The organism is Halodesulfovibrio sp. (assembly GCF_015482765.1).
Lineage (GTDB): Bacteria > Desulfobacterota > Desulfovibrionia > Desulfovibrionales > Desulfovibrionaceae > Halodesulfovibrio.
In genome coordinates, this window is record NZ_JADMLB010000017.1 from 108,164 (window position 1) to 128,931 (window position 20,768).

At 46.2% G+C, this 20,768-nt stretch carries 17 protein-coding genes; 13 read left to right on the forward strand and 4 right to left on the reverse strand.

What is annotated here, in order from left to right; genetic code table 11:
- Nucleotides 1-93 precede the first annotated feature (93 nt).
- A complete protein-coding gene (locus QZY95_RS03015) occupies nucleotides 94-2,952 on the forward strand; it encodes a ComEC/Rec2 family competence protein (protein WP_290919192.1) in 2,859 nt (952 codons plus the stop codon).
- Nucleotides 2,953-3,347: 395 nt separating this feature from the next.
- Here QZY95_RS03015 and QZY95_RS03020 read toward each other — a convergent pair whose 3' ends face one another.
- Nucleotides 3,348-3,707, reverse strand: coding sequence for a response regulator (locus QZY95_RS03020; RefSeq protein WP_290919194.1), 360 nt, complete (start codon nucleotides 3,705-3,707; stop codon nucleotides 3,348-3,350).
- Between the two features lie 517 nt (nucleotides 3,708-4,224).
- On the opposite strand from QZY95_RS03020, the gene QZY95_RS03025 reads away from it, so the two are divergent.
- Nucleotides 4,225-4,455, forward strand: coding sequence for a hypothetical protein (locus tag QZY95_RS03025; protein WP_290919196.1), 231 nt, complete (start codon nucleotides 4,225-4,227; stop codon nucleotides 4,453-4,455).
- Between the two features lie 95 nt (nucleotides 4,456-4,550).
- Nucleotides 4,551-5,459 (forward strand): ATP-binding protein, encoded by a 909-nt coding sequence (locus tag QZY95_RS03030; protein WP_290919198.1) that lies wholly within the window; start codon nucleotides 4,551-4,553, stop codon nucleotides 5,457-5,459.
- A gap of 90 nt (nucleotides 5,460-5,549) precedes the next feature.
- Here QZY95_RS03030 and QZY95_RS03035 read toward each other — a convergent pair whose 3' ends face one another.
- Nucleotides 5,550-7,196 carry an AMP-binding protein gene (locus QZY95_RS03035; RefSeq protein ID WP_290919200.1) on the reverse strand — a complete coding sequence of 549 codons (1,647 nt, stop codon included), beginning with the start codon at nucleotides 7,194-7,196 and terminating at the stop codon, nucleotides 5,550-5,552.
- An 8-nt stretch (nucleotides 7,197-7,204) separates the two neighbouring features.
- Nucleotides 7,205-7,774 carry a cupin domain-containing protein gene (locus tag QZY95_RS03040; protein WP_290919202.1) on the reverse strand — a complete coding sequence of 190 codons (570 nt, stop codon included), beginning with the start codon at nucleotides 7,772-7,774 and terminating at the stop codon, nucleotides 7,205-7,207.
- A gap of 238 nt (nucleotides 7,775-8,012) precedes the next feature.
- Between QZY95_RS03040 and hypF the strand changes: the two genes are divergently transcribed.
- A complete protein-coding gene (gene hypF, locus QZY95_RS03045) occupies nucleotides 8,013-10,349 on the forward strand; it encodes a carbamoyltransferase HypF (protein ID WP_290919204.1) in 2,337 nt (778 codons plus the stop codon).
- Between the two features lie 218 nt (nucleotides 10,350-10,567).
- On the opposite strand, the gene cobT is transcribed toward hypF, so the two are convergent.
- On the reverse strand, nucleotides 10,568-11,713 hold the full coding sequence (gene cobT, locus QZY95_RS03050; RefSeq protein ID WP_290919207.1) for a nicotinate-nucleotide--dimethylbenzimidazole phosphoribosyltransferase: 1,146 nt from the start codon (nucleotides 11,711-11,713) through the stop codon (nucleotides 10,568-10,570).
- Between the two features lie 156 nt (nucleotides 11,714-11,869).
- Between cobT and QZY95_RS03055 the strand changes: the two genes are divergently transcribed.
- From QZY95_RS03055 to QZY95_RS03095, 9 genes are all read left to right on the forward strand, one after another.
- Nucleotides 11,870-13,225 (forward strand): trypsin-like peptidase domain-containing protein, encoded by a 1,356-nt coding sequence (locus QZY95_RS03055; RefSeq protein WP_290919209.1) that lies wholly within the window; start codon nucleotides 11,870-11,872, stop codon nucleotides 13,223-13,225.
- A 212-nt stretch (nucleotides 13,226-13,437) separates the two neighbouring features.
- Complete coding sequence (locus tag QZY95_RS03060; RefSeq protein ID WP_290919211.1) at nucleotides 13,438-13,626, forward strand: ferredoxin; 189 nt, start codon at nucleotides 13,438-13,440, stop codon at nucleotides 13,624-13,626.
- A gap of 375 nt (nucleotides 13,627-14,001) precedes the next feature.
- Nucleotides 14,002-14,673, forward strand: a complete 672-nt coding sequence (locus QZY95_RS03065) for a YkgJ family cysteine cluster protein (protein WP_290919212.1) — start codon at nucleotides 14,002-14,004, stop codon at nucleotides 14,671-14,673.
- Complete coding sequence (locus QZY95_RS03070) at nucleotides 14,673-15,062, forward strand: hypothetical protein (protein ID WP_290919214.1); 390 nt, start codon at nucleotides 14,673-14,675, stop codon at nucleotides 15,060-15,062. Before QZY95_RS03065 ends, QZY95_RS03070 begins: the two co-directional genes overlap by 1 nt.
- Complete coding sequence (locus QZY95_RS03075; protein WP_290919216.1) at nucleotides 15,052-15,684, forward strand: tetratricopeptide repeat protein; 633 nt, start codon at nucleotides 15,052-15,054, stop codon at nucleotides 15,682-15,684. Before QZY95_RS03070 ends, QZY95_RS03075 begins: the two co-directional genes overlap by 11 nt.
- A 390-nt stretch (nucleotides 15,685-16,074) precedes the next feature.
- On the forward strand, nucleotides 16,075-16,782 hold the full coding sequence (gene ftsE / locus QZY95_RS03080; protein WP_290919218.1) for a cell division ATP-binding protein FtsE: 708 nt from the start codon (nucleotides 16,075-16,077) through the stop codon (nucleotides 16,780-16,782).
- Entirely contained in the window at nucleotides 16,782-17,654 is an 873-nt protein-coding gene (locus QZY95_RS03085; RefSeq protein ID WP_290919220.1) for a permease-like cell division protein FtsX, read from the forward strand. The genes ftsE and QZY95_RS03085 overlap by 1 nt, the downstream gene beginning before the upstream one ends.
- 63 nt (nucleotides 17,655-17,717) lie before the next feature.
- Nucleotides 17,718-19,385 (forward strand): dihydroxy-acid dehydratase, encoded by a 1,668-nt coding sequence (ilvD, locus tag QZY95_RS03090; RefSeq protein WP_290919223.1) that lies wholly within the window; start codon nucleotides 17,718-17,720, stop codon nucleotides 19,383-19,385.
- Nucleotides 19,386-19,562: 177 nt separating this feature from the next.
- Entirely contained in the window at nucleotides 19,563-20,753 is a 1,191-nt protein-coding gene (locus tag QZY95_RS03095; RefSeq protein WP_290919225.1) for an MBL fold metallo-hydrolase, read from the forward strand.
- The last annotated feature ends 15 nt before the right edge of the window (nucleotides 20,754-20,768 follow it).

Here is a 20,768-nt window from a genome sequence, read left to right on the forward strand (position 1 = left end):
CAGTCTGTTGTAAAGTACGTTTATTTGAATTACCGTTAATCACAATTTTGTAATTAATCTTCAGAGCTGCTCTTGATGGGGGATTTTCGGAAAATGGAAGGTACTGCACCACACGACTCAGTCTCATATCCCTCCTTACTCGTATGGCATTGGTATTTTATTGCCTGGGCTGCCGGATTATGGGGAGCACGTTATTTCCTTCCCTCTCTTGCTGCTCTCGGGGCAATTGTCTTTTTCTACGTACTTACACGTCTTCTTGCCCGTCAAATTCCAGAAGAAGGGGTCTCTTCACCAATCATTTCAGCAACACAGGGTGTTGTGAGACTTTGTGTTGTTTTTGCTGTCTTTGTGCTCGGATTACAGGTCGGGTCAACAGCACTCTCTGATCGTCCGTTTGATATAACAAAGTCTGAAACCTTACCGCAATTTGTGTTGGAAAAAGAGTACACACAGGTCACCGGTACCATACGTGAAGTGCAGACTTCACCGGACAGGCGGATTAAGTTTATTCTTTCAGATGCAAGCTACACGTATGATGGAGTGAAAACACCTGTTTCAGGCGATGTTGTCTGGACTTGGGCTAACAGGAAGGATGCATGGAAAAAGCAGCAGAAACGTGCTTCTGAAGATGAAACGGGAGGGCTGAATTCTGAGGAGCCTTCGGTTTCGAATATTTCACGTCTGCGCCCAATGGTCGGAGAAACCATTACTCTTCGAGCCAAGCTGGTGCCGATTGTGGGTTTTCGTAATAAAAGTTTATGGAACAGCGGCGATTACTGGCAAAACAGAGGTGTCTTTTGGCGAATGTACACATGGGGGGATAAAGCAATTCCTTCGCGTTCAGGGGATGTAGCCTTTTGGACACTGTGGCGTGAGAAGATCCGTTTTTCTGTTTCGCAGCAGGTGGACGAGTTAGCGCACTCAGAGGTGTTTCATTCTCTTGCCGCTGTTTTTGGAAAAAAAGCCACAAGCGATGCCTTCAGGGTTATTCCTGCGTTAGTTTTCGGGGATAAATATAGCTTTTCAAGCAAGCGCTATGGACAGCTTTCTCGTGCGTCATTGTCCCATTCTTTTGCTCTTTCGGGCATGCATTTGGCGATTGTTTCGTTACTTATCTCAGTCTTATGTTCGCTCTGCGTCCGTAACGGACGGATTTTTGAACACCTGAGTCGGTCAAAGCTTATTGCGCTGACAGTCCTTCCTGCCGCAGGGCTGTATGTCTGGATTGGCGGTGGTTCGCCTTCCCTTGAACGGGCTTTTATAATGCTTGCGTGCTGGTGTGTGCTGATGCTCTTTAACAGGCCGCGGGTCTTTATGGACGGCTTGTTCTGGGCACTTGCAATCATGACTGTTGTTGACCCGCTTATTGTTTTTGATTTGCGCCTTCAGCTTTCTGCTTTGGCCATTGTCGCTATGATCGTTGCCTTACCGTTGCTTAGCGTTGCGAGAGAGGCGTTGTTGCCTGAGAAGGATACTTTTTTCCAGAGAATTAAGCGTTCAGCTTTTGATATTCTGTTTATCTCAATTTCTATTCAGCTTGTCTTGTATCCAGTCACTGTCTGGAACTTTAACGAATTATCCTTATGGAACATTCTGAATGTGATCTGGCTTCCGCTGCTCGGTATGGTTATTATGCCGCTGTTGTTGTGCGGGTTAGCTGCAGGATGTCTTACAATGGCACTCCCAGTATTCTTGCCAGTTACAGAAGCTATATTCACTGTAGCCGCTACACCTATTGCGGCATTATTCGCTTTTTTGGACGATATGGATAAGGCAGGTTTTTTAACCCCTCTCATAATGGAGCGCCCGCATTGGGTTGAGATTTTCGCATGGTACGGTTGTATTGTGTCTGCATTGGTTTGGTGGAGCATTGAAGGAAAAGCTGTTTTAACGCTGATGTACTCCTCACTGAGTGAAGGTGCTCCTACATGGGAAAATAAGCTGTTTACTGCTGTTGGACTGCCTTTAGTAGGGAGTGACATAGAGCGAGAAACTGAGCCGGCGTCATCCGTTGTGCTGCGTGAGATGGAGTCTCAAAAAGCACAAGGGAGTGGGGGGAGTGCTTTTGCAGCTTGTGATAAACGATGCGGTCTTTCGCATTGGGCGCATTGGGCTGCCCGCCTTGCTCTTTCCGGTTTTGTTTTGTTGTTGTTTTTGCCTGATGCACTGCACGCATACCACCTGGAGCAGCGAACTACGCTGAATGTGTTGGATGTGGGACAGGGACAGTCTTTGCTACTTACGTTCCCTGACGATAAACGCATGCTTATTGACGGTGGCGGGTTTTCATCTCGTTCTTTTGATGTCGGCCGTGCGCTGGTTGTTCCGTGCCTTACACGACAACATGACGCTTCTGTACAATGGGTTATGGCAACGCATCCTGATACCGATCATATTCGTGGGTTGTTTCATCCACTCGCATATGCGGACGTGAAAGGGTATTTTGCAACAGATGCTGAGCCTCATGGCTGGAATAAAACACAGCTTGCTGCCGCACTGAAAAAAGCCGGATTAGAGAAACAGATTTTGGTTGCCGGAGATGTACTCATTATTTCTGATTCCCTTGAAGTGGAGGTACTGCATCCACCCAAACAATCTCAACTTGCTGGAAACAACAAATCGCTCGTGCTTCGCCTTGTTCACGTTGATGGCAAAAAAAGAAAAGGATTGGCACTTCTTACAGGCGATATTGAAGTGAAGGGGATAGAGGAGTTGCTCCGGTCAAATGCAGAGTTGAAGGCGGATGTGCTTATTCTCCCGCACCATGGATCTGCATCAAGTTTTTCTCCGGAACTTTATGATGCAGTTACGCCGAAAATTGCCGTGGCGTCGTGCGGATTTTTGAATAAATTTAAGTTTCCTTCACCGGTTGTTATGGATGAGTTGCACCGAAGAGGTATACAAACAATGACGACAGCAATGCAGGGTGAAGTGGAACTCTATTTAGAGTAAGTCAAAATGTTAGAATTAAATTATATTGTAATTAGAACGCGTTAGATAGGCTTAGATTGATTATTTTTCATGAAATAACGCTAAAAGGACTTGAGGTCTGTCGACGATGTGGTAGGAAAAAAGAAAGCATATTGGCGGGTTGGTAGAAACCTGAAACTACCCCTCGGGAAAATCAGCCATCCATATGCTCAGGGAGATACGTTTGGATTCGACTCCGGACATGCGGCGGCCCCATTCCGCTTAAAAAACAGGGCCGCTACACACATTATCCTGATGCTGAAGAGTGACCAGCTCTTTCAGCAAGTCCCTGAAGGATGACCCCCTTCAAGAGACAATATCTCAAAAAGGGCACGCTCTAGGGCGTGTCCTTTTTAGTTCGAAAAGAAAAAATAATGCTATTCGAAAAAACTTGCAACCTTCGCTTTCAATTCTGTCAAATCCACCGATTTAACGACGTAATAGTCTGCGGCAATTGACTTCATATCATGTTGAAAGCTGTCGTACGCTGTACTTAATATAACAGGTAACGTTGAATTCATGGTGCGGATATCTTGTAGCAGATCCAAACCGGTCAGTTTTTGATTCAGCCGGATATCGAGTATTACCACATCAGGTTTCTCTTTACTGAGAACTTCCAGAATAGGTTCAGTCCCGTCAGAAAGTGCCACGGCGTACCCGTCCTCTTCGAACGCGTCTTTATATAACAGCCGGATATTCTCTTCATCATCCACAATCAGTACTTTTTTATCAGCCATATCATTCTCCCCCAAAACGGAAAAAAAGAACAATTCTCTACAAGGTAATCTCGCGTAGAGGCTGATTGCGCAATGATTAAAACATTGCGGGGTTGGTTATATACAGATGTTGAAAATGAAAAAGCGTTCCTTCAAATAATACCGCGTATACTTGGCATACACTGAAAACAAATGCAACGACATTCGTAACCCCTTCATTAGAATGTACAAGCTTGGCAATAACGCATGTTTTTTGCTGAAAATAGATGTGATCACTGTTTACCGATTAATTACCCGATATTATAGAGTATGTATTGTTTGTGGTCTTGCACCTATAGATTAGCGACCATTTACTTTTCTGTTTCTTGTCATGCTGTAAAAAATGAGTAAAGTATGCACGGGCTGTCGAGTAACTGTGTTGCACAACTGTAGCGATTACGGTGACGGTTGCACGACCCCCGTAGGTATGATGCAAACTACTGCCTCGGCTCAAAAGAGACAGTAGCTTTTCAATAATTTATAGAGTTGGATATACAAAATGCCAGAAGAAAAGGTTGTTTATACGAGACCGTACGGAGTTACTGTTACGCTCCAGCCGCAAAATGAAACTCGTACAGTAAAGGCTCGCTCAGTGCGTCAGCTTTTGAACATTGTCAAAGCAAGCCCGACAACAGTGCTCGTGATTCGTAACAACGAATTACTTACCTCAGACAGAAAATTATCGCATGGCGATGAAATTATCGTTCGCACTGTTGTTTCAAGCGGTTAACGAGTCTCATCGGTACCTTTGTACCGGATTTTTTGATGTTATGCTCCGGTGTCGACTATCCAAGGCGCCGCATCTATCGATAAGGAAAACTCAGAATGAAATGTAAAGTATGTAAGGCAACTGCCGTTGTCTCACTCCCAAGTCATAATACCGGCTTTTGCTCTGACTGTTTCATGGCATTTTATGAGCGTTCTGTTGAGCGCAGTATTCGTCGTCAAAAGCTGTTTACATTTGAAGATAAGATTCTTGTTGCACTTTCAGGTGGCAAGGATTCTCTGGCCTGTGCGCTTGTACTTAAAAAGCTTGGCTACAAAGTGCACGGTTTGCATATCGATTTAGCAATTCCAGAAAGTTCAGCCGCTGCACGCGGTGTTGTTGAACGCTTTTGTGCTGCCCACGATATTCCGTTGATTGTGAAAGAGATGGAAGAAGAGGGACTTCAGATTCCGCGCGTAAAGAAAGTGCTTTCCCGTTCCGTATGTTCCGCATGTGGTCGTATTAAGCGCTACTTCTTCAACAAAGTTGCAATGGATGAAGGGTTTACTGCGCTTGCAACAGGGCACAACCTTGATGACGAAATTGCACGTCTTTTTTCAAATACATTGCGTTGGGATATCCCTCACCTGAGTGATCAGGGACCGCTTCTTGAAGCTGATAACGGCTTTTCACGCAAAGTCCGTCCACTGTATCGTCTTACAGAATTTGAAAATGCGAACTACGCATTTTTGAACGGGCTGGAATACCATTACGCACCGTGTCCGTATTCTCCGGGAGCTACTTCCACCGCGTACAAAAAGTTGTGGAACCAGCTGGAAGAAGAAATGCCTGGTCGTAAGCTCGCATTCTATACAGCATTTCTGGCACATGGGCGTGAACCTTTCCGTCAGTTTGAACAAGCTGAAGGAACAAAACCTGTTCCTTGTGAACGGTGTGGGTACCCGACATCAGCTGGTATTTGCGGTGTATGCCGTACTCGCGATGCTGTCGCTGCTGACGAAAGCTAAAGTGTTTGCTGCCGCCGACTTGGTGGGTAATGATTTCTGAAAATAAATAAAAAGGGAGGAGCATTTGCTCCTCCCTTTTCTTATGTAGTCTTAGCGAACTTCGAAGTACTTTTCGTAATCGTCACGAAGTTTGAATTTCTGGATTTTACCAGAGGCTGTCATTGGATATTCTTCTACAAAGGCGATGTAACGTGGAACTTTGTGCCATGCAATTTTACCGCGGCAGTAGTCACGTACATCTTCCGGTGCAAGGTCGTATCCTTCTTTATTGATAATAAAGGCAGCAACTTCTTCACCGTATTTGCGGCTTGGAACACCCACAACCTGTACATCATGAACGCCGTCCATTCCGTACAGGAATTCTTCAATTTCACGCGGGTAAATGTTCTCACCACCGCGGATGATCATATCTTTGATGCGGCCGGTGATGACAACATAGCCGTCTTCATCCATGACACCAAGGTCACCGGAGTGCAGCCATTTTTCTTCATCAATGGCAGCTGCGGTAGCTTCCGGCATTGCGTAGTAGCCTTTCATGACGTTGTAGCCACGGCAGACAACTTCACCCTGAGTGCCACGCGGGCATTCTTCGCCGGTTTCAGGATCAAGAATACGTACTTCAATACCCGGCATTTTTTTGCCGACACTCTGCGTGCGACGTTCGAAACTGTCGTGCGGCAATGTCTGAGTCATTACCGGAGAGCCTTCGGTGAGGCCGTAGCAGATTGTAACTTCAGTCATGTTCATATCTTCAATAACACGTTTCATAAGTGGCTCCGGACAAATGGAACCAGCCATGATGCCGGTGCGTAATGAAGAGTAGTCAAATTTGCTGAACATTTTATGCTCAAGCACAGCAAGGAACATAGTCGGTACGCCGTACAACGCTGTACAACGCTCCTGATCCACTGAAGCCATGATATGAACAGGAGAGAAGTTTTCCAGAATAACAAGTGCTGCACCATGGTTTACGGCGGCAAGGACGCCGAGTACGCAACCAAAGCAGTGGAACAGCGGTACAGGCAGACATAATCTGTCTTTGTTTGTAAAGTTCTGGTTTTTACCGATCCAGTATCCGTTAAGCCCGATACCGACGTGAGTAAGCATAACCCCTTTAGGGAACCCTGTAGTACCGGAAGTGTACTGCATGTTCACAACATCGTATGGAGATAGGGTGTCCTGCCGTTCTTTATACTCTTCATCAGATACCATTGCTTTCATCGCCATGATTTCCGGAATAGAGTACATACCGCGGTGTTTTTCCACACCAAGGAACATGACACGCTTCAGGGACGGAAGCTTGTCTACATTGAGCTTGCCGCGGGACTGTGTGCGTAATTCCGGAATCATATCGTAAATAGTCTGAACAAAGTCGTGGTCGCGGTAGCCGTCCATAATGAACAGGTTTTCGCATTCAGACTGAGATAGCAGGTATTCTAGTTCGCTTTTACGGTAGTTGGTATTCACAGTTAGAAGGATGGCACCAATTTTTGCTGTGGCAAACTGTAGTGCAACCCAATAAGGAACGTTTGTTGCCCATACGGCAACTTTTTCGCCCCGCTGGACACCAAGAGCCATAAGCCCTTGCGCCAGATCATCAACCACCTTGCCAAATTCTTTGTAAGTCTGACGGTAGTCACGGTCTACGTATACAACGGCATCATTGTCCGGATACGCTGCAACTGTTTCATCAAGAATCTGACCAAGGGTCTTTTCGCGAAGTTCGAATGCTTGCATGGAATTTCCTAGTCAGGGTAGTAGATTACTGCGTAGATTTCAGCTTCTTCACCATCTGCCGCACCTACGTAATGCGGAACAATGGAGTTGAAGTAAGCACTGTCGCCTGCTTCAAGGATGTGTTCTTCTTTTCCGTAACGGATAAGCAGCTTGCCGGAAGTAACAACGATAAATTCTTCACCCTGATGGGAAGAGATTTTACGGTTTTCTTCTGATTCCGGTGTAATATGAATGAAGAAAGGTTCCATATTACGGTCAGTTTTGCCTTTACCCAGAGAATGGAACAGGAAGCTAGGGCTTTTATCACCGGCTTTCTGCATGGTAAGGTCTGCTTCGCGGCAGGACTTACGTACAATAAGCGGATCAACAGAAATTTCGTCATCCATAAATGTGCCGAGACGTACGCCTAAAGCACGGGCAATCTTTTGTAACGGCGCGATGGAAGGGTATAAATCCTCTTCTTCCAATGCAGTTACAAATAATTCAGTTAAATCTGCCTGTTCAGCAAGTTCTGCTCGGCTTAAGCCGCGCTCTTCCCTGAACTTGCGAATGCGATTTCCTAATTTTTCAGTCGCCATGGTCTCTCCATACTACAAAATTGTTCAAATTAGCCTTACAGGTAGCCGACGTTCCAAGAATATTCAAGTGTTCAGAGGCTATGAATACAGTTTATCTATGAATTAGAGTGGCGTAGGTAATACTATAATAAATTATTGTAACAAGTTATTAACGGTGTTTATTTTCGCAAAATTGTAATCATTATATTTGCGTAGCGCATTCTCTTTTCTCTGTGTGGTATTTGCGGTATGGTTTTGCATGACTCATCATGCACGCCGCAAGCGCTATATCATTACTGGTCAGGTTCAGGGTGTTGGATTTCGTCCGTTTGTGTACAGAATTGCCTTGGATAACAAGGTGACTGGCACTGTCAGTAATACTTCAGATGGGGTATTCATTGAAGTGCAGGGCGATGAGAAGGCACTCGCTGGTTTTGCTTTTGACTTAGTAGACAAACTGCCGCCACTGGCCGAGGTGACCTCGAAAACAGAGGAAGATCTTCCTTCAGTTGATGGCGAAAAAGAATTTACAATTTTGGCAAGTGAGGGCAGGAAAGGTAATCGTGTTCTCATCAGTGCCGATGTTGCCACGTGCGATGATTGTCTGCGCGATATGTCTGATCCAGATAATCGACGATTTGAATATCCCTTCACTAACTGCACCAACTGCGGTCCACGGTATACCATCACAAAATCCATCCCTTACGACAGAGCCAAAACCTCAATGGCCTGTTTTCCGTTATGTCCTCAGTGTAAAACAGAGTATGAAGATCCGTTGGACAGACGATTTCATGCACAGCCAAATGCGTGTGATGTCTGTGGTCCTTATGTCTGGTTTACAAAGAACGACGGCATAGAAGTATGCAGAGGAACAGAAGCAATTGTTGATACTGCTGAAGCGTTGGCAGCTGGTAATATTGCCGCGGTCAAAGGACTTGGCGGATTCCACTTGGTCTGTATGGCAATGGGAAACGAGGGACAGCGTGCTATTGAAACGCTTCGCACTCGTAAGAACCGTTGGGGAAAACCGCTTGCTGTAATGGCGCGAGATATCGAAACCGCTCGAGCAATTGCAGAGATATCCGAGGAAGAAGAGAAGCTGCTTCTTACGAAAGAGCGTCCTATCGTTTTGTGTAAGCAGCGTGGAAACGCAAATATCGCAGAGTCGCTGAACCCCGGAACTCAATATGTCGGGATAATGCTTCCGTACACACCACTACATCATATTCTATTTAAATATTTCGCACAGAAAGCAAATGGGTTGCCAGTACTTGTTATGACTTCTGGTAACATGAGCAGCGAACCTATCGCATTGGGCAACCGCGAGGCATTGAAACGACTCCATGGTTTAGCTGACGTTTTTTTACTGCATAACCGCGATATTCTGGTTCGTGTTGATGATTCAGTTGTCCGTGTTCAAAAGGATACAGATAAATCGCAATTTTTCCGGCGTGCAAGAGGTTTTGCCCCGAGACCGGTATTTATGGCGGAAAAAGCACCTTCTGTACTCGGTGTAGGGCCAGAGTTGAAGAATACATTGTGCTTTACTCGAGATAACGAAGCCTTTGTTTCTCAACATATTGGAGACATGCAGAATTTGGAGGTCTACTCCTTCTATGAAGAGATTGCTGAATTCTTACCTGAAATTTTAGAGGTAGAAGTTGAAGCAGTCGTTCATGATCTACATCCTGATTACATGACAACGCGTTTTGCCCGTGAATATGGGAAGAAACATGATGTTCCTGTGATTGGTTTGCAGCACCATGCTGCACATATTTACAGTGTCCTTGCTGAAAACAAGTTCGAAGGAACAGCGCTTGGTTTAGCCTTGGATGGTACAGGCTATGGTGATGACGGAACAATCTGGGGCGGCGAGCTGCTGTATGTGGATAATGCGTCTTTGGAACATCGCCGTGTCGGGCGGTTTGCACATATCCCGCTTCCGGGTGGTGAAACTGCAATTCATGAACCTTGGCGCATTGCTCAGGGTATCCTTTGGAATGCAGGTATCACAGAGCCTTCACAAGAGTGGACATGGCTGACTTCATTCAAACAACAAGCGCAATTTCTTCCTCAACTGCTAGAACGAAATATCAACACACCGCTCACTTCCTCCTGCGGACGATTATTTGATGCAGTGTCGGCCATGCTCGGCATCTGCCATACTGTCACATATGAAGGAGAGGCAGCTATCCTGCTTGAAGATGCACAAGATATGCACGTTACTGACTCCTACGACTGTCCAATACGAAAAGAGGGAGAGCTTTGGGAGCTTGATAGCGTGGCGCTTTTCTTACAGTGCTACGAAGGTTGGTTGAAAGGTGAGTCCGTAGGAACCATTGCTCGAAAATTTCATCTTGGATTGATTCAAGGCTGTGCAGAGCTTGTTATGCTCGCTGCTCAAGAATCAGGGATAGATACCATCGCACTCTCAGGTGGAGTGATGCAGAGTTTTACTGTGGGGACTAATTTGCCTGAGGAGCTTTCAAGGCGAGGCTTATCTGTGATTCAGCATACGCAGCTGCCACCGAATGATGGCTGTATTTCTCTTGGTCAGGCCGCTTATGGCAGGCAATGGTTGTTAAAAAATAGCTAACCCAAAATATTTTTGTCTCCGACGGGCAGGGGAAATGATTCCCCCTGCACCCCCCGTAAGTGGTGCAGTATTCTGCTATGAAAAAGAACCGCCTGTTGTTTGCGTTACTGAGGCAGTACGCAACCAACAGGCGTTTTGTGTAATGCGAGTCGAGAGGAGCTTCCTCTCGCGGGGTGGAGGGGCAGAGCCCTCCTCGCCGAAGGCAACATATTTTTACCCTATAAATTATCGGGAGGATCGACTTCGGTATCGCTGTAGGTTGTCATTTGGTTGTAGGTGTTGCAAGCGCAGCGCATGAGGAAGAGAGCAAGAGGAACGCCGCTCCCCTCACCAAGCCTCAGCCCTAGATCATGCAATGGATCAATTTGCAATTTAGCGAGAATTTGCTTGTGTCCGGCTTCTGCTGATGCATGAGAGAAAAACGTGTAATCTTTGACGGTTGGGCAGAGCTTCCACGCTGCTGTGTACGCTGCTGTAGCAATGAAGCCATCGAGAAGAACAAGTTGATTGTTGGCTGCTCCACCAAGGATAAGTCCGGCAAGGGCGGCAATTTCGTAGCCACCCAGTGAGGCCAAAATGTTTATTGGATCTCCACCACTGATGGTTTCCGAGTGAAGAGATAACGCCCGCTCTATGACGCGAGTTTTTCTAGAGATGCCCTCTTGGTCAAGCCCACCCCCTGCACCGGTAATATCTTTAGGAAGAAGGTTGAGATACGCGCAGTAGAGCGCGGTAGACGGGGTAGTGTTTGAAACGCCCATTTCTCCGGTGCCTATTGCCGGAAAGCCTTCAGCTTGTGCTTTGTTGGCGAGCTCTGCACCGATAAGTATTGCGCGTAAACACATCTCCCGGCTCATGGCGGGTGCTTTGGCGATATTGTGTGTGCCCTGAGCTATTTTGCATTGAAGTAACGATGGATGGTTCGGGTAACCTCCACCTTTAGAAGCTAGATCAACAACGCAAAGCTCTGCCCCCGCAGTGTCTGCAAGAACATTAATACCTGCTCCGCCGTCGCAGAAATTTTGAACCATCTGCCGTGTTACATCCTGCGTGAACGCTGAAACCCCTTCTTCATTTACTCCGTGGTCGCCTGCGATGGCGTATATCCTGAGTGGGTCAGCGCTGATGCCGAGTGTCTTGTTTTGAATGCAGCACATGCGTACGGCAAGTTCTTCTAACTTGCCGAGGCTGCCGATGGGCTTGGTCAGATTATCAAGACGGTGGTTTGCCGCTTGGCAAAGCGTGGTGGAAACCGGCTTGATTTTTTGAAGAAGATCGCGCAGCAGAGCTTCGTTTTCTGCGGTGTTCTCGTAGGTGCAAACACCTTCACCCGCAAAATCGCAATCCGGTAAAGAGGTCTTCATGCAATCTCCTGAATTGATGGAATGATAAGCCGGAACATTCTGTTGTGTTGACTTTATTCGTGCTGGCTATAGCTTTTTAAGGCAGACATATTTACAGTCTGAGTTATCTGAACGCCAGTCTACATATTAACCACAAGAACAGGGTAAAGGTATCTGATGCGCCGAATCTTCGCAATATTCCTTGTTATCATGCTTAGTTCAAGCATGGCATTCGCTCAGAATAACTATGAAAAATTACAAAGTCAGGGGAGTGTTCGCATAACTCCTGTAGTGACAGCTGTGCAGAAGGCTGCTCCGGCAGTTGTAAGTATCAGTACAGATAGGATTGTTGAACGTGCGGTAAACCCGTTTGCCCATTTACTACCGCGTAACCCGTTACTTGATGAATTTTTCCAGCGGGGACAAGGGCGTCGCAGAGTAAAAGAACAAACGCTGGGTTCTGGCGTTATTATTGATTCAAAAAAAGCTATTGTGCTGACGAACGCTCACGTTATTCAGGGAGCAGCGCAGATTAATGTTACGCTTCTTGATGGTCGTACATTTACGGCTTCATTAATCGGGTCTGATCCGGATTTCGACCTTGCGGTTTTGAAATTGGATAAGGCTTCAAATCTTCCGGCATTACCTATGGGACAGTCTGATGACCTTATGCCGGGGGAGACCGTAATCGCTATCGGGAACCCTTTAGGGTTCAGCCATACAGTGACAACAGGAGTTGTTTCTGCGCTTGATCGTTCTATCAAAACAGATCGATCAACCATTACAGATTTAATTCAAATTGATGCCGCAATTAACCCCGGCAACAGTGGCGGGCCGCTAATCAACCTTGCTGGGGAGCTTGTTGGAATTAATACAGCCATGTTGCGCCAAGCTGCGAATATCGGTTTCTCCATTCCTATTGATAAAGCGCGCAGAGCCGTAACGGAGTTGTTGGAGTCCGGCCATATTGTTCCTGTATGGTTTGGGATTGCTGGACAGAATCTTGATGAAAATACTGCTGCATGGCTACGTTTGTCTTCAACAAAAGGGCTTCTTGTTACAGCCGTTTATGATGGTACTCCTGCTGCAAAAGCAGGAATTACATCCGGTGACACAATAATTAAAGTAAATGACAACTTGGTGACAGACCATCGGCATTACGTTCAGTTATTAAAGAATATGACTAAGGGTGAAGTCGGTTCGATTACTCTGATGCGTGACGGCACAGAAAAAACTGTTCAAGTGCGAACTGTGCCGTATACAGAAGCGCTTGCAGTACAGCAGATACAGGCGCGATGGGGTATGACGCTTCGCAAAGGTAAAACCTATTTAGTCGTAGAATCTGTACGGCAGGGAAGCCCTGCTGCGAAGCTGGGCTTGCAGCGTGGTGACTTGCTTGTGAACGTAAGCGGACGGAAGATAACCAGTATGAAGATACTCTATCAGGCTTTCTTTACCCACAGACTGGACTCTTCACTGATTTTGTTTGTCGCAAGAGACGGTAAAGGCTACCGCGTACGTATGGATATATAGTGTTATGATTACTGGAAAAATTAATTAGCGTGTGATATGCACGCAAAAAATGCTGCAAAGCTCAAAGATAATGTCTTTCAGGTCTTGACACTGAAGACAGGTCAGGGCTAATTGCAGGTTTCGATGAGACTAACGCACCAAACCTAGTCGCTAGGTGTTGATGCTTTACTTACAGGTTCATCGAGAACCAAAATCAAACCTGGAGGATTACCATGGGTTACAATGTTACCGTTGATACAGACAAATGTACTGGCGACGCAGAATGCGTAGACGTATGTCCAGTTGAAGTTTTCGAAATGCAGGACGGCAAAGCAGAGCCAGCAAACGCAGACGAATGTCTCGGTTGTGAATCCTGTGTTGAAGTTTGTGAAGCAGACGCAATCACTGTTGAAGAAATGTAATTCAACACGTGCGTTTTTTCGCATGCTTTGATTTTTGAACCGGACAGTGGGGTCACTCGCTGTCCGGTTTCATATATGGGCGGGCTAATCGTCTCATATATAACCTTTAACTGTGTTCAGTGATATTTCAGAGCAAAAAATTACTTCCCACTGCAACCGTTGGTATTCAACGCATCGAAGCAAATTTTTTTATTCTACTGCCGTTCTTCCCTTGCCAGTTGGGCATTTCGTTACTAATGATTTGTTGCAGACAGGTACAAGGTTGCCAGTACCTGTTTCACTACTACTTAGAAATTTATTGCTCCAATCATTGATTATAAAAAGGCTACCGAATCGGGACACCTAACGGGTCTACGGGGGGTAGGGAGTTTTCTGATGAAGTTGGATTTTTCTGAATTTTTTGCACAATACGAAGCACTTGTTGCTGAAGTAGATTCCGTTTTTAATCGTGTAGCTGATATGCACAGCGACTGTATTAACTGTGGTTCCGGCTGCAGCGACTGTTGCCATGCATTGTTTGATGTAAGCCTGATTGAAGCGTTGTACATAAATCACAAATTTCTCGAACAGTTCCCGTTTGGCGAAGAGCGCTCTAATATCGTAGAGGCTGCCGGCGAAGCGGACCGTAAGATCTACAAACGTAAGCGCCAATTGTACCGCGACTCCATGAAAGGTGCCGAGCCTCGTGAACTTCTTGAAGCGATGGCTAAAGAGCGTATCCGCTGTCCTCTTTTGAACAGTGAAGATAAATGTACCATGTACGACGCTCGTCCAATTACATGCCGACTGTACGGTATTCCAACCAATATCGGCGGCAAGGCACACACTTGCGGGCTTTCAAAATTTGAACCCGGCAAACCGTACCCGACTGTATCTTTGGATATTATTCAGGATCGACTTGCTAAAATCAGCCTTGATCTGTGTAAAGCAATCAAGTCTAACTACAAAGAATTGCCGGGTGTTTTTGTTCCTGTGTCAATGGCTCTTATTACTAACTACGACGAAGAGTACCTTGGTCTTAAAGAACCTAAGAAAAAGGGTGCGTAATGAGTATTTCCGCGAGCATGTACCGAACCGGTGCTGATCACGAATTGACGCCGGAAGAAGAAGAACAAAAGCGGTTCATGTACGAGCAGATGGCGCCTCGCCGTCGCAAGTTCATTGACCGTATCGGATATGATAACTGGGATCCGTTCCCTAAACCGAACGATCCTATGGAATTGCGTATGGACCTTTCCAAACGCACCACACAGCAGCTCGTTCGCGAGTTTCTCCAGTCTCATAGAGGCCAGTATTCCAACGACTACGGTCGCGGCGCGTTAGAAACGGCTGTCGGCATTGTCAATAAGGATGAGAAGTACCGCGGCATTTTCGATTTCTGCGTTTGGTATTACAACCTCTTGCTTGAAGAAGGGCATATAAGTCATGACGACTAAAGAATTCGCAAGTATTGAAGAATATATTGCATTTTTGCGTAAAGAGATTGATGAGAATCCAGAATGTGCAAACCACCATTACAACCTTGGTGTAGCACTTCTTTCTGCTCGTGACTGGAGTGGTGCAGAGGCAGCATTCCTCGAGTGTATCCGTAACTCCAGCCGCTTTGCTGAAGCATATGTTCAGCTCGGTGGTATCTGCATGCAGCGTAACGACCTTGAAGGTTGTATGCAGTACAACAAAGAAGCTGCACAGTGTCGTGCTAAATTCCCTGTGCCTTGGGCAAACATGGCGTTTGTTCACCTCCAGCAGGGTAATGCAGAAGAAGCTATTAAATGTGCTATGAAAGCCCTTAAATGGGACCCTGATTTCGTTCAGGCTCAGGCTACTATTGCTTCTGCTCACTACATGCTCGGCGAACTGGATGACAGTGAAAAAGTTTCTAAAAAAGCTATTGCTGCATACCCTGCGTTTGCACCTGCATACAACAACCTCGCTCTCGTAGCTCTTGAGCGTGGTGATTACGATGTAGCAATCGAAAACGTAGACAAAGCAATTGAGCTTGGCTTTGAAGTTGATCCTAACTTCCTTGCTGAACTCGCTCCGCATCGTAAAGCGTAGTGTTTTCATTGCGTCTGTTGGCGTAATGTTTGTCAGTGCACCGTTATGTAGTATTTCGGTGTGTATTGTGAAAGAGAAAAGGCTGTCCTTGAAAAAGGGCAGCCTTTTTTTTATGCATTCAGCAGAATCTCGCCGGTATACTTATAAAAAATACTAAACGAGTTTCTATTTGTATCATAATCACAAAAAGATACAGTGTGTTGCGCAAATGAAGAGTTGGCGGGCGCTGTAGGGGAAAAAGTACATGTTTCCTATGGTTCTAGCCGACTGTCATTCCTTGAAAATAACGGAGTGAGGGGGTAACCTGTGCAGTCCGCGTGTTAATTTTGTTGATTTTTACATAATTGTATACAACAACTGTTCATCAGCTTTTTACAAGGCAGGAGTGCTTTGCTTAACGTTACAAACTTGTCGCATAACTTTGGACCGTATTGGGCATTGAAAAATTGCTCTTTTTCGTTGGATAAGGGCGAATTTCTTTTTCTCACTGGCTCATCCGGTGCTGGTAAAACAACGCTTTTACGGCTGTTGTATGCCTCTCTTCCGGTTATGCGGGGAAATGTAACGGTAGCTGGGTATAATTTACGAGCTTTACCCGCCCGTAAAGTTCCTGACCTGCGCAGGCAGGTGAGTGTTGTTTTTCAGGACTTTAAAATTCTGCCGTACCGTACTGTTTATCAGAATGTGGCTATGGCTCTTGAGGTTCGAGGGCTGAATCAAGTGCACATTGATAGGCGTGTGCGTGCGGTTGTGAGAGGTTTGGGGCTTGAATCACGTATTAATATGCTGTGTGGAGAGCTTTCCGGCGGAGAGCAGCAGCGTGTAGCTGTTGCCCGTTCTGTGGTTGTGAATCCAAAAATTCTTTTAGCGGATGAACCGACAGGTAACCTTGATGAAGAACTGGCAGCGCGCATGATCGGAATTTTTAAACAATTCCACATGCACGGAACAACCGTGGTTCTTGCGACGCACAGCAGCGATATTGTGCGGATGCATCCAGAGGCTCGTCAGCTTAGGTTAGAGCATGGCAAGATTGTTGCCGCTAACTGGCGCGGAGCGGAGATCTTTTCTGACGGAATTTCGGAGGTGCATGTATAATGCGTGTATTCTTCAAACTGTTGGGACAAGGTGTTCGCGATATTGCTTTGCATCCTTGGGCGCAATTGATGACCTTGCTGGCTGTAACGTTCATAACGTTTCTGGCAGGATTAATGTTGCTGGGTGTAGGGAATCTGGACAATGAATTACGGGTAACGCGGGGCGAAGTGGCTTTTCAGATATACTGGAAAGAAAATGCTTCGCCAGAGCGGGTAAAGACAGCGTGGAGATCTTTGCGCGGCATGGACGGGGTTGTAGAAGTTTTAACATATACCCCCAAACAGGCGCTTAAAGATTTGAGTTCTACACTCCCGGGGGGAAGCCGTGGGCTGCTTCAAGCAGAAAGCAGCCCGCTACCCTATACGGCGGTTATAAAATTTGCGCATCGCTCCGGTGATGTGGCAAGTTGGAAAAAGGCGACCCTTGCCGCACTGAAGGGACTTCCCGATGTGCGCTCCGTTCGTTCAAGCAGTTTAAAAGATGAGGTTAGCCGTGCATGGCAGGAGCTTTCCAGCACGTTTATGGCACCGGTACTTGTCTTTTTAGTGCTTATTCTTTCCATGGCTGTCGGGAATACGATGAAGCTTTCACTCATCAGCAGACAGGATGAAATTGAAATTCTCAAACTGGTGGGTGCTAAAAACTGGTATATTCGAACTCCATTGTTGGTCGGCGGAGCACTGCTGGGCAGTGTCGGCGGTCTTCTTGGTGTTGCCGGATTATACGCAGCTTGGTGGAACTTGAAGGACACGTTTAATTTTGCCCCGCTTTATTGGGAGCTTCACTTTTTGCCTGTAGACCAAGCGCTGATGCTTATACTTATTCCGATGCTTGTCGGTTGTGTCAGCAGCTGGGTTGCTGTTCGTAATTAATGCTGCACGTGTTGCGGCAGCTCATATTTTTGATTGACCAGAAACACTACAGGAAGCTTAACTATGCGTAGTAAAAAAATGACAGGCGGTCTTGAAAAAGCGCCGCATCGCTCCTTGCTGTACGCTCTCGGGCTTACACGTGAAGAAATTTCCCGCCCGCTTGTGGGTGTTGTTAACGCAGCCAACGAGGTGGTTCCCGGTCATATTCATCTGGATACCATCGCGAACGCTGTTAAAGCCGGAATCCGTGCCGCAGGCGGTACTCCAATGGAGTTCCCTGCTATTGCCGTATGTGACGGGCTTGCCATGAACCACGAAGGAATGCGTTTTTCGCTTCCTAGTCGTGAAATTATTGCCGACTCCATTGAGATTATGGCAACAGCTCATCCGTTTGATGCGCTTGTGTTTATCCCGAACTGTGACAAGTCCGTTCCGGGTATGCTTATGGCCATGTTGCGCATGAATGTTCCTTCTGTCCTCGTAAGTGGCGGCCCGATGGCGGCCGGTACGACCAAAGGCGGAGGCGGAGCAGACCTTATTAACGTTTTTGAAGGCGTTGGTCAGGTTAAGCTTGGCAAAATGACAGAAGATGAGCTTGAAGATCTTTCTGAAACAGCTTGTCCGGGTTGTGGCTCTTGTGCCGGTATGTTTACGGCAAACTCTATGAACTGCCTTTCTGAAACAATCGGTCTTGCATTGCCGGGTAACGGTACAACACCGTCTACCTCAGCTGCACGAATTCGTCTTGCTAAGACTGCCGGCTTTAAAGTTATGGAGCTTCTGGAGAAAAATATCCGACCTCGTGACATTGTTACAGAAGCTTCTGTTTCAAACGCCATTGCAGCTGACATGGCACTTGGTTGTTCCACAAACACCGTGTTGCATCTTCCAGCTGTTTTCCGTGAAGCAAATTTGGATATTTCTCTCGAACTTTTTGACAAAGTCAGCAAGAAAACTCCGAACCTTTGCAAGTTATCACCTGCTGGTGACCAGTACATCCAGGACCTCCACAGAGCTGGCGGTATTCCGGCTGTGCTTTCTGAGCTTCGCAAGAAAGACGCATTGAATTTGGACGTGATGACTGTAACCGGCAAGACTCTCGGTGAAAACCTGACGGAAATGAATGCCGCTAACTGTGATCCGACTGTTATTCGCCCTATCGAAGAGCCATACTCTGAAGAGGGTGGGATTGCGATTCTGTACGGCTCTCTTGCCCCGGAAGGTGCTGTTGTAAAACAGTCCGCTGTTGCACCGGAAATGATGGTACGTACTGCAAACGCTCGTGTGTTTAACTCTGAAGAAGAGGCTTTCGAAGCCATCATGGGACAAAAGATTAACAAAGGCGATGCCGTTGTTATTCGTTATGAAGGGCCGAAAGGCGGACCGGGAATGCGTGAAATGTTGTCACCGACAGCAGCCATCGCAGGAATTGGACTTGGCGCAGATGTTGCCTTGATTACGGACGGACGTTTCTCCGGCGGAACCCGTGGTGCTGCAATCGGTCATGTTTCCCCTGAAGCAGCAGATGGCGGTATGATCGCTTTTGTTGAGGAAGGCGATAAAATTGAGATTAATATTCCGGAACGTAAGCTTAACCTGCTTGTTGATGAAGCAACCATCACAGAGCGTAAGAACGGCTGGAAGCCTCTTGAAAAAGAGGTAACTTCTCCATTGCTTAGACGCTATAGCCGCATGGTGAAAAGTGCTGCTGCAGGTGCTGTTTACAAATAGTGAGTTGCAAGGAACGTAACGCGACGCGTTGCGTACTACCTTTGAGTGTATCCCAAGGCTGTCCTGAATTTTCAGGGCAGCCTTTTTTTGTGAGGAGTTGGCCGTCACTGAATATCAATTAACCGTGTTGGCAACCATGCTACACTTCCCTGCATCCGTATCTAAGCAGGAGAGATTATGCGTAAAAAAGTAGCTGATAGTGTGTCATGGGTTGGAAAGGTTGATTGGGAAATTCGTAGTGCACACGGAAAAGAATATTCTACCCATAAGGGAACTTCTTATAACTCCTATTTAATCGAAGATGAAAAGACCGCTTTAATTGATACGGTGTGGGAACCGTATGCAGATGAGTTTGTCCACAATCTTTCATTGGAGGTGGACTTGGATACGATTGATTACATCATCTGTAATCACGCAGAACCGGACCATAGCGGCGCGTTACCGGTTCTTATGAAACATATCCCTGCTACTCCAATTTATTGCACTAAGCAGGCGGTCCGTTCGATATATGGGCACTATCATCAAGATTGGGATTTTCGGACTGTTGAGGCTGGCGATACACTGTCTCTCGGTAAAAAAACGTTTTCATTCCATCCTGTGCCGATGGTGCACTGGCCTGATTCAATGATGACCCACCTTTCAGGCAATAATATTCTTTTTTCAAATGATGCCTTTGGGCAGCATTACGCACATGAGCTGTTATTTAATGATTTAGCAGAAAAATGCACATTACATGAGGAGGCAATAAAGTATTTTGCAAACATTCTCACACCGTTTAGTGCAATAATACAAAGCCGTATTCAAGATTTTTTGGCTACTGGCCTGCCTGTTGAAATGATCGCAACCAGCCATGGCGTATTGTGGCGGCAGAACCCTGAACAAATAATAGAGCGATATTTGCAGTGGTGTGATGCGTATCAGGAAGACCAAATAACAATTATCTACGATACAATGTATAATTCTACAAAGGGTATCGCAGAGACAATAGCGCGCGGGATACAGCAGCATAGTCCTGCGACACGGGTGAAGCTATTCCATGCAGCAAAAGCTGATAAGAATGATGTGCTGACAGAAGTGTTTCGTTCAAAAGCTGTGTTATTAGGGTCACCTACATTTAATAAAGGGCCGTTGGCTTCACTTTCCGCACTGACAGAAGAATTTCGTGGATTGAAATTTATGAATAAGAAAGCAAATGCGTTTACTTCATATGGATGGAGTGGAGAGGCTACATCAATGCTGAATGCGCAACTTATTGATGCAGGATTTTCAGTAACAGGAGAAGGGCTTCGTATAAACTGGCGTATGGATAGTGAAGAGCTGGAAAAAGCATTGCAGTTTGGGGTCGATTTTGCTTCTGCAACATTCTAGCCGCCGGATATTAGA

Bases quoted from the DNA above. Each gene is read 5' to 3' on its own strand.
- QZY95_RS03070 (WP_290919214.1), top strand. From the start codon at position 14,673: ATGAGTATTTCCGCGAGCATGTACCGAACCGGTGCTGATCACGAATTG.
- QZY95_RS03020 (WP_290919194.1), bottom strand. From the start codon at position 3,707: ATGGCTGATAAAAAAGTACTGATTGTGGATGATGAAGAGAATATCCGG.
- QZY95_RS03095 (WP_290919225.1), top strand. From the start codon at position 19,563: ATGCGTAAAAAAGTAGCTGATAGTGTGTCATGGGTTGGAAAGGTTGAT.
- QZY95_RS03030 (WP_290919198.1), top strand. From the start codon at position 4,551: ATGAAATGTAAAGTATGTAAGGCAACTGCCGTTGTCTCACTCCCAAGT.
- QZY95_RS03055 (WP_290919209.1), top strand. From the start codon at position 11,870: ATGCGCCGAATCTTCGCAATATTCCTTGTTATCATGCTTAGTTCAAGC.
- QZY95_RS03040 (WP_290919202.1), bottom strand. From the start codon at position 7,774: ATGGCGACTGAAAAATTAGGAAATCGCATTCGCAAGTTCAGGGAAGAG.
- QZY95_RS03015 (WP_290919192.1), top strand. From the start codon at position 94: ATGGAAGGTACTGCACCACACGACTCAGTCTCATATCCCTCCTTACTC.
- ilvD (WP_290919223.1), top strand. From the start codon at position 17,718: ATGCGTAGTAAAAAAATGACAGGCGGTCTTGAAAAAGCGCCGCATCGC.
- QZY95_RS03065 (WP_290919212.1), top strand. From the start codon at position 14,002: ATGAAGTTGGATTTTTCTGAATTTTTTGCACAATACGAAGCACTTGTT.
- QZY95_RS03025 (WP_290919196.1), top strand. From the start codon at position 4,225: ATGCCAGAAGAAAAGGTTGTTTATACGAGACCGTACGGAGTTACTGTT.
- hypF (WP_290919204.1), top strand. From the start codon at position 8,013: ATGACTCATCATGCACGCCGCAAGCGCTATATCATTACTGGTCAGGTT.
- QZY95_RS03060 (WP_290919211.1), top strand. From the start codon at position 13,438: ATGGGTTACAATGTTACCGTTGATACAGACAAATGTACTGGCGACGCA.
- QZY95_RS03075 (WP_290919216.1), top strand. From the start codon at position 15,052: ATGACGACTAAAGAATTCGCAAGTATTGAAGAATATATTGCATTTTTG.
- QZY95_RS03035 (WP_290919200.1), bottom strand. From the start codon at position 7,196: ATGCAAGCATTCGAACTTCGCGAAAAGACCCTTGGTCAGATTCTTGAT.
- QZY95_RS03085 (WP_290919220.1), top strand. From the start codon at position 16,782: ATGCGTGTATTCTTCAAACTGTTGGGACAAGGTGTTCGCGATATTGCT.
- cobT (WP_290919207.1), bottom strand. From the start codon at position 11,713: ATGAAGACCTCTTTACCGGATTGCGATTTTGCGGGTGAAGGTGTTTGC.